Source organism: Ketobacter sp. (assembly GCF_003671495.1).
Taxonomy (GTDB): domain Bacteria; phylum Pseudomonadota; class Gammaproteobacteria; order Pseudomonadales; family Ketobacteraceae; genus Ketobacter.
In genome coordinates this window covers 1-9,007 of sequence record NZ_RCHN01000030.1, presented here as the reverse complement: position 1 = coordinate 9,007, position 9,007 = coordinate 1, and the positions used below count along the sequence as shown (strand labels likewise).

Annotated in this window: 8 protein-coding genes; all 8 read left to right on the top strand. The window is 43.1% G+C overall.

From position 1 onward, the window contains the following. Positions 1-143: 143 nt before the first annotated feature. The 8 genes from D9N14_RS14765 to tnpC (D9N14_RS14730) all read left to right on the top strand — a co-directional run bounded on the left by D9N14_RS14765 (position 144) and on the right by tnpC (D9N14_RS14730) (position 8,797). Positions 144-3,200: a hypothetical protein gene (locus D9N14_RS14765; protein ID WP_290581030.1), complete on the top strand. Its 3,057-nt coding sequence runs from the start codon at positions 144-146 to the stop codon at positions 3,198-3,200. Beyond that, entirely contained in the window at positions 3,118-5,094 is a 1,977-nt protein-coding gene (locus tag D9N14_RS14760; RefSeq protein ID WP_290581028.1) for a hypothetical protein, read from the top strand. Before D9N14_RS14765 ends, D9N14_RS14760 begins: the two co-directional genes overlap by 83 nt. A gap of 2 nt (positions 5,095-5,096) precedes the next feature. After that, complete coding sequence (locus D9N14_RS14755) at positions 5,097-6,062, top strand: RHS repeat-associated core domain-containing protein (RefSeq protein WP_290581026.1); 966 nt, start codon at positions 5,097-5,099, stop codon at positions 6,060-6,062. A gap of 45 nt (positions 6,063-6,107) precedes the next feature. Beyond that, positions 6,108-6,332 (top strand): hypothetical protein, encoded by a 225-nt coding sequence (locus D9N14_RS14750; RefSeq protein ID WP_290581024.1) that lies wholly within the window; start codon positions 6,108-6,110, stop codon positions 6,330-6,332. Positions 6,333-6,561: 229 nt separating this feature from the next. Further along, the gene (gene tnpA / locus D9N14_RS14745; RefSeq protein WP_290581022.1) at positions 6,562-6,852 is read left to right on the top strand and encodes an IS66 family insertion sequence element accessory protein TnpA; all 291 of its coding nucleotides are present in this window, start codon (positions 6,562-6,564) and stop codon (positions 6,850-6,852) included. Beyond that, complete coding sequence (tnpB, locus tag D9N14_RS14740; protein ID WP_290581020.1) at positions 6,849-7,205, top strand: IS66 family insertion sequence element accessory protein TnpB; 357 nt, start codon at positions 6,849-6,851, stop codon at positions 7,203-7,205. Before tnpA ends, tnpB begins: the two co-directional genes overlap by 4 nt. A gap of 24 nt (positions 7,206-7,229) precedes the next feature. Further along, positions 7,230-8,231, top strand: coding sequence for an IS66 family transposase (gene tnpC / locus D9N14_RS14735; protein WP_290581018.1), 1,002 nt, complete (start codon positions 7,230-7,232; stop codon positions 8,229-8,231). Next, entirely contained in the window at positions 8,228-8,797 is a 570-nt protein-coding gene (tnpC, locus tag D9N14_RS14730) for an IS66 family transposase (protein ID WP_290581016.1), read from the top strand. The genes tnpC (D9N14_RS14735) and tnpC (D9N14_RS14730) overlap by 4 nt, the downstream gene beginning before the upstream one ends. Positions 8,798-9,007 lie beyond the last annotated feature (210 nt).

Genomic DNA, 9,007 nt, shown 5'->3' with positions numbered 1-9,007 from the left:
GATTTTCTATTCCATAATTAACACGGTTTAAAATTCGAAGGGCTTAATTTCGAAAAAATTTATCTCTGTTTTGTCTGTGTAGTGAGATCACTATTTTGATTTGCTGCATAGAACTTCGAACTGAATAAAACAGGGATACCGTAATGCACGTTAGGACGATGGGCAAAATAAGCCATACGTTGGCAAGTTTCTTTTTTGTGTTTTCCACTCTTCTTTTTATTCCCACCCCTACCAAAGCGGAAGACCCACAAGGCCTGACCCTATATGGTCGAGTGCATGGTGGTGTGCCACTTGAGCACGAAACGGGTATGCCGGGTGAGCTGATTGATATTAGAAAGGGTTCATTGAGTTGGGAAACTTTAGATTTAAGCTTGTCTGGCAATGGTGGACTTGACATAAATATTTATAGAAAGTTTATGTCCAATGTGCGCGCTGAGCGCGTAATGGAAGATTGGGACATCTCCTTGCCACGCATCACCATGAACACAAATCCAACAGGCACGACTAAATTCGAGACGTATGGAGTAGATACTTCTAGTAATCCTGGGATCTGTGCGGATGATAATTACAACGCAAATATTAACGCTGTAAATTTTAATTTGGCTTTTACATTCGCCGGAATGGTTGACTACTTCAATCTGGATGAGGAATCACCATTCATTACAGGCATCTTTCTTAATTTAATGATCCTTGCGTTTTCAACTGACGTACCAGTTGCAGATACGTATACAGGGCTTCAACTTTCTATTCCAGGGGAAGGAACAAAAAACCTCCTTAGAAATAGAAACCAAGTAGTAATGGGAGAGAATCTGCAAAGATTTACTAGTGGCAGGGGACTTAATGCAAGGTATGTGACCACTGATAATTGGTTGGTCGATTGCGCCCCTGATGCATCCGGTAAATTGAATAATTTTGTTGCCTATTCGCCTGATGGGAAGACCTATACCTTTAATAAACGTAGTAAAGCTATGGGTGATCCAATGTTTATGCAACAGACAGGTCAGAATGTTTGGTATCCATCTCGGATAGAAGATGCTCACGGAAATTCCCTTTCATATAAGTATCTTAGTGAAAACTACCTCTGTCTTGGGTGGCAGGAATATATTGCCTGGTACGCTGGTACGATACAAATTTCACCCCGAATTGCCCCTGTTTGCCCAAACACTTTCAAAGTGAGTGAAATAACTGCATCAGACGGACGTAAGGTAACCTTCAATTATGAACGCCCTTCGGAGGGAATACCAAAAGAAAACCGAACGCTACATGATCATAGTGGTAGAAGAATAGAATCAATTGAAGCACATGGACGGGTCTGGAAATACCGTTATGAGGAATGGCGCCCCGGCTTCTCAAACTATCTGAGTGAGGTGGAGCTCCCTGATGGTACAACGTGGAAATATGAGAAATTTGACACGAATAATGGAGGTATACCATTCATGTCAAATGACTGGGCTAGAAACTTTCTATACAGTCGCTGGACAGGCGTACTATCGTTTGAACCTGATTCAATGGTGGGCTACATGCCTGATGGAACACGAACCGGTCCTGGTATAGTGAATACCGTTATAGGATTGATGAAATCCGTCACGACACCGTTGGGCTTAAAGATTGATTATACTTACGATGCTCATAATGCAAACTACTTTGAAGATACAACATCCAAGTTAAATCAGGTTTACTCCATAGAAAATCGAACTGTTTCTGGGCCTGGTATTGAAACCGTAACCAGATCCTATAGTTACGGGAAAAATGGATCCTTAAATCAAGGTTATACAGATATCACGTATCCAGAAACATCTGATGGGTCGACACCAATAAAGAAATACACTTTCAATTTGCGTCAGGGGTCGGATCACTTCGGTTTACCTATTCAAGAAGAAATTTATAATAATGACATTCTGGTTCAGAAACGAGAATTAGAGTATGAAACGCTTGGAACTATAGATCTGCCTAGTCGTATAAAGGAATCTCCAAGAGCGAACAATGTACTAAGAGCGCAAAAACGAATAACGGTTACTAACCAGGATGGGAACCAATACACCACTGTATTCGAAGATTTTGATGCATATGGGCGGCCAACGCGAATAATAGAATCTGGTAGCCCATATATGTCGTACATTGATAGTGATACTGGTATTTCTGTACAGCCAACAAGGGTGAAGACAGTTTCATATTTCAATAATTATGATGACTGGATATTAGGTAAAACCGAAGATGTAACAGTTCAAGATAATGGTGGTGGAAGTGGTGATGTGACAATTGATAGAGAGTACTATTCGAATGGGCTGCTAAGATCGATAACACAAAATCTAGGCACTCAATCTTTTCAGTATTACTCTAATGGCAATCTTAGGTCAAAGTCATGGCGTGTGAGTGGGATACAACATAGCACAAACTACTCGGATTACTATCGAGGAATCGCAAGACGAGAGGAAAAACCAAATTCGATAATCCTGAAGCGTGGAGTTAACGATTGGGGTGAGATCACGGATTTTACAAACGGCCGAAATGTCACTATAACGTTCCAACGGGATGACATGGGTCGAGTTGAACGTGTAGAGCACCCTGATTTTTCCGGATCAATCACCGAATGGAATTATAACGAAAACCCAAGACGTAAACGAATTACAGAAGGTAATGTACAGACCGATATCGAGCTAAACGCTCTTGGGAGAGAAACATCTATTGCTATTACTGACCTGTTAACAAGTGAAACAACATATCAGACAATGGAATATGATTCATACTCGCAGTTGATATTTGAGTCGAATAAATCGTTCTCATCAAACCCGATAACAGGCGTTAGCTTTCAGTACGATGTACTAGGTAGAAAAGTTTATTCAGAAGATCAACGCAATAATATCATTAGAACCTGCTATGGCCTGACATGCTTGCCAAATGGGATGCCGTACTCAGGCTGGGATCTGAATGGCTACATTGTGCAGGTTGAAACTATTGAATTGCCTGCCGGTGGAGATGAAAGCGGTAGCTTGAGTCAGAATATCCAGAATATAACAATTTCCACAGCCTACGGTGATCCGTCTGAATCATCTATCAATGGCATTTTCATCAAAGAAAGTGAATCGTTCGAAGCGGATCGTTACAGTGCGACTTTGTATGCCAGAACTCTTGCAGGAGATCCAATTCAGATCTCTAAGGGGGGGGGGTACTATATCAAGCAGAGCAACAAGAACTTATGAATACTACCCAAATTCAAATCTAATTCACTATGATAATAGTCCGGATTTAGGTGTTACAGAACTATTCTATGATGAATCTGGGAACATTCGACAGAAAACGATAGGCGATGATATTACAGTCAGGTATCGATATAACCACGAAAATAAGATCCTATACGAAGATTACCCCAATACCAATGGGACACCTGATGTATCTTACGACTATGATCGCAATGGAAATCTAAGATGGATCGATAATGGTTATGTAAGAATGACCTACCAATACAACACTGCAGACTTATTGGAGGATGTTACCTATTTTTTGAGCGGGGAAACGTTCTATATTGATTATGAATGGAATCAAGATAGAACTTTGGAGGCACTCACTTATCCTGATTCTGAAAGAATAACATACCGCCCTAATGGCTACGGGTTACCCACTACCGTTGGAAGCTACGCTATAAACGCCGCGTATCATCCGACGAAGCACCTTGAGAGCTTTGAATACGGTAATGGCGTGTTATATAAAGCTGAGCTGAATGATTACAACGTTCCAAGTAGCTACGAAATCACCAATGGCAGTAATACTTTAATAGCACAAGAGATATATCAGCATAACTTCCGAAAGCAAATTTATTCTGTAGCGAAACAAATAGGTGTTGGTGCCTCCAGATTCACTGAAACCTATCGTTATACTCCGAGCAACTACTTAAAGTCAGGAGTTAATGAATTGGGAGCCGTGGATTATAGCTATGACTTGCTGGGAAACATTGAGCGAAAGCAGGAGGCTGGAGAGATAGTGACAATGAATTACTCAGGCCTATCATCCGGCTCAAGAGGAACACGCATAACAACAGCGAGTACAAGTTCTGGAAACAACTACAGTTTTGATCATGATCTGCTTGGTAACATAATAAACAACGGTAGAAACAGTTTCGTTTATGACAATGCTTCTCGTCTGAGTTCTGTATCAGATTTAGGAATACAATATTATTATGATGGGCGTGGTCATAGAATTGTAGAAATGTTACCGGATCAAACAAAAATCACGCTTCGAAGCGATAAAGGCCAAATTATATACCAACATAACGTAGAATCTAGATTGGCGTATAAATACTATGGTTTGGGTTCTATGTTGGTTGCAGAAAATGAGGTCCCTTGCTCAATTAATTGTGATATCTCACTTGTAATGCAACCCAGAATATCGGATGCAGATCGAACTTTAGAATCATCCGATTTAGCCATTTCAGAACCCCGTGCTGAAGTGATCAATGATAATTTAAATTATAGTTATGAAGTAACAAATTTGGGGCAAGATAGAGCAGAAAACGTGGTTTTTATACACCGCCTGCCGGAAGGGAAAATTGATTCATACACTATATCTGCTGGTACGTGTGAGCTTATTGAGAGTGAGCTTCGTTGTAATATCGGTGGCCTGAGTCAAGGGCAAATCGTAACGTTTAATGCTGTGGCTACGGGAATTTCTCTGCAAAGATATGAAGATCTGTCATTTGCGAGAGTTACCAGTACAACCTTCGATCCAGATCCTAGTAACAATTCAGTCGTCCGATCCACCCCAGGAGGGCAGTCGTGCCAGACTGAAGCTGCTGCTCAAGGTACATTTGCTGAAAACCGTTTGGATGTAATCCGGAGCTATCGTGACGACGTACTAACTAACAGTATCGTTGGGCCTCGGATAATAGCTGCGTACTATGATTCAAGCGCTTTTTGGCTAGAACAAATGGAAAACAACAGTTGGAGCCTCTATGTGATGAGGCTCAATGTAGCTGCGATGCTATTGATTTCTTATATTGGCCTTGCTCCCGAAAATTTGTTCTGTTTAATGTTGATTTTACTATTGTCTTATATATACATTCCTAAGATTTATAATGTTGATTTGCGGAAGGAATCGTGATCATGAGAAGAATTCTAAAGGCCACAGCTATCTTTGGTGGCACATTGTGCATAGTTAATACTTCTTATGCGAGTATCACGTATTTGCACTCTAATCCCATGGGATCAATGATTGCAGCAACGGATGAAAGTGGTGCTCAAGTATGGATAAAGCGTTATACGCCCTTTGGTATCGAGAGCAGAATAGGAGAAGTGAGAGATAGCGGTTCTAACCATAGTTTTGCTACCCATGAATTGGATGCTGAAACAAATTTGGTTTACATGAGGGCGAGGTATTATGACCCCTTTGTTGGGAGATTTTATTCTAGTGATGTGGTGGAAGATGGGTTTAATTATTATGCGTATTCAGCTAATAATCCGATTAATTTCTATGATCCATCGGGAGAAGTTAAGGATTGGGGTGCCCTTTTTACTCAGGGCGTCGGTACTGTAGCAGGTGTTGCTGGTATGGTAACGGGCCTGGGCGCAATGGCTGGAGGAATCATTGGAGCGGCGGCTCCTGAAGGTATATCAACACTAGCGGGCATAGGTGTGTTCAGTTTTGGCCTGACCACTTTTGCTTTGAGTTCTGATGCGGCGAAGGAGAATATGTGGGGGGCATTGAATAACATACGAGAAACAGATTATCCGCGACCTTCATCTATAAAGACAGAAACAGCATATTTGATGGGTTTAGATTATAATAGTCCGGTTTATAGTGCTGCTTATGACGCTACGAGCTTGGCTACCGGCTTATATAAGCCTTCTAACATTGTGAAGTTACCTTCTTATTTGGACGCTATTGGCGATATTGATACGACTCTGGAAACCTCAAGACATATGTACAATTCGTATGAATCAATAGGCGGGTCTTTGGGATGGAATTATTCCTCATGGGAAACTGGTTTTGGTTATGGATCCTCATCTTGGGGAAGTAGCTCGAGTTTTGGTTCAAGTAGTTGGAGCTATGATACAAGCTACTCATATTAGAACTGATTTGTTTTGATTATAATAACGAGGAGGGCGTAGAGGACCATGAGCGGTTTAGTAGGAGTTGCTATGGGGAAGTATTTATTTCTGCTTGTATCTGGAGTCGTTATGTTACTGATGGTTAAAGAAGTTTTTCCCTTCAGCAAACAAGAGTTTTCTCCAATCGTTAAGTTTATTAAGAGTAAGGAAAAGCTTTTCGTATCAGCAGCTTTGATATTAATCATGGGTTCTTTATATTTTTTGGTTTTGTTCCTGCTCAATGGAAATTGAATTTTCTTCATCTGGAGCTCAGTAAAGATGAACGCTTCAGTATCCAATTGGATGTGGTGAAGCCTAAAGGTGTTAGCCTGCATGGCGGATGAAATGTAAGCGCCGTATAAACCACACCCTACAAAGTTAACAGCAAAGGCATTACGTTGTAAGCGCCATATGAACCCCACCCTATCAAACGGATAGCACTGCGCGTTAATTTCCTCCAGACGCCCAAGAGGAGGAACTCATGAAGAAACGCACCCAAGAACAATGGCTGGAACTCATCCAGCAACAACAAGCCAGCGGCCAAACCCAAGCTCAATTCTGCCGGGAGCACTCTGTTTGCCCACGGTATTTCAGTCTGCGCAAAAAGCAATTAACCGGGCCGGAAAAATCAAGCCCATTTATCCAAGCTAAACGAACTCTGCCTTCAGCCAATAGTCGATATCTTACTGTACGCACAGCAACAGCTGAGGTAGTCATTCATCAAGCCTTGTCACCGCAAGAGATTGCCTCGCTGGTAAACGCCTTATCATGATTGACTGGCACTCGGATGTCGATATATATCTCCACCGCCACCCCGTGGATTTCCGTAAAGCCATCAATGGCCTGAGTGTCATCGTTGAAGACCAGATGCGGCTTTCACCGTTTTCCCGATCCGTATTTGTGTTCTGCAATAAAGCCCGCGACAAACTCAAGGTGCTCTACTGGGATCAAACCGGCTTTGCGCTATGGCACAAGCGATTAGAAAAAGCCAAATTCAAATGGCCGCGCCAGCACACAGACGACATCGTTACCCTGAGCCATGAACAATGGCTTTGGTTGTTGCGCGGCTTGGACATCAATCGTCTGGAACCCCATCCACCATTGTATTTTTCCAGCGCACAATAAGCCTTAATTTGTTAGAATGGCGGCATGTCCAATGTCGCTGATCTACATCAGGAAAACGAGCAACTCAAGGCTCAGCTCCAAGCCAAAGAGCATCAACTTTCCTCACAACAACACTACATCAAACAGTTGGAGGAAGCGCTATTGAAAGCGCGCCAGCAACGCTTTGGCATGTCCAGTGAAAAGCAGTCACCGGATCAGGTTGCGCTGTTTAACGAGGCTGAATGCGATTCTGCCGAAAGCGATGAGGTTACCGAGGTAGAAAGCACCACCACCGTTAAGTCTCATACCCGTAACAAGCGCTCTCGAATCGCTATTCCGAACGACATCGAGCGTGAAAACATCACCTACGACTTGGTAGAATCCGAAAAGGTCTGCCCCCACGATGGCTCCGCCCTAAAGCCCATTGGTGAGGAAATCCACGAACAACTGGATATCATTCCCGCCCAACTCAAAGCCATTCGTCACATTCGCAAAAAATACGCCTGCCCCTGCTGCGAACACTATGTGGTGACGGCAAAGAAACCCAAACAGCCTATAGAAAAGAGCATCGCCAGCCCTGGGCTGTTAGCGTATATCGCCACCAACAAATACTGCGACGCTTTACCCTTGTATCGACAAACCGAACTATTCAAGCGTATCGGTATCGAATTGAATCGTACCCAAATGGCTAACTGGATGATCAAAGCCGGTGAGCTGATTCAGCCCTTGATCAACCTGATACAAGAGCACATACGCCAGCAAAGCGTGATGCACCTGGATGAAACCACGGTTCAGGTATTGAAAGAGCCAGACAAAACAGCACAAAGCAAAAGTCACATGTGGGTGATGTCCAGTTATAGGCATCACCCAGCCATTGTATTCCATTATGCTCCCAGCCGCAGTGGCTCGGTAGCAGAAACCTTTTTACAAGGCACACAACCCAATACAGCGATTATGGTGGATGGCTACGAAGGCTATCAAAAAGCCTGTGATAGGCTACGACTCAAGCGCTTGGGTTGCTGGGCACATGCCCGGCGCCTTGTGTGAGCGCACAAAAGCTCACACAAGGCGCCACCAAACAAAAAGGCAAAAACAAAACCGGAAAAGCCGATCAGGCATTGGCGTTTATCCAAAAGCTTTACGCCATTGAGCGGCAAATCAAAGATAAGCCTGTGGATGAGCGTTATCACATTCGGCAAACTCAAGCCAAACCCATAATCGAAAAATTACGACAATGGCTGGACAAAAACCTGCAGTATACGCCTCCGAAAATGGAGTTGGGTAAGGCGATGGCTTATTTACATGAGCAATGGCCACGGCTGATCGGCTATCTGGAGAATGGGGCTTACCCCATTGATAATAACCCTGTGGAAAACGCCATCCGCCCCTTCACCGTCGGCAGGAAAAATTGGTTGTTTGCCAACAGTCAAGCCGGAGCCCATGCCAGTGCGAACCTCTATAGCTTGATTGAGACGGCAAAAGCCAATGGGCTCAATCCTTATGAATATCTGCGGTTGGTCTTTGCCAGGCTACCCAATGCTGAGCAGGTGGAAGATATTGAATACCTATTGCCTTGGCAGGCTGGGCTAGCTGAAGCTGCTATTTCTGAATAGGGTGTGGTTTATACGGCGCTTACTGTCCAGGAGGTTGAGTTTCATGGTGGTATCTATATTGAGAAACTTTCTGAATTATCTTATGGAGTTAATTTGATAACGGAACAGGATCGTGTTGGCGCAGACTTGAGAATTAAGAGATTTGAGCATCAGATCGTAGAGGCCAGGTTAGTTCATTTGTCACTTAACGTTCATGAGGCTTTCTTGATA

Bases quoted from the DNA above. Each gene is read 5' to 3' on its own strand.
- D9N14_RS14765 (WP_290581030.1), top strand. From the start codon at position 144: ATGCACGTTAGGACGATGGGCAAAATAAGCCATACGTTGGCAAGTTTC.
- D9N14_RS14760 (WP_290581028.1), top strand. From the start codon at position 3,118: ATGCCAGAACTCTTGCAGGAGATCCAATTCAGATCTCTAAGGGGGGGG.
- D9N14_RS14755 (WP_290581026.1), top strand. From the start codon at position 5,097: ATGAGAAGAATTCTAAAGGCCACAGCTATCTTTGGTGGCACATTGTGC.
- D9N14_RS14750 (WP_290581024.1), top strand. From the start codon at position 6,108: ATGAGCGGTTTAGTAGGAGTTGCTATGGGGAAGTATTTATTTCTGCTT.
- tnpA (WP_290581022.1), top strand. From the start codon at position 6,562: ATGAAGAAACGCACCCAAGAACAATGGCTGGAACTCATCCAGCAACAA.
- tnpB (WP_290581020.1), top strand. From the start codon at position 6,849: ATGATTGACTGGCACTCGGATGTCGATATATATCTCCACCGCCACCCC.
- tnpC (WP_290581018.1), top strand. From the start codon at position 7,230: ATGTCCAATGTCGCTGATCTACATCAGGAAAACGAGCAACTCAAGGCT.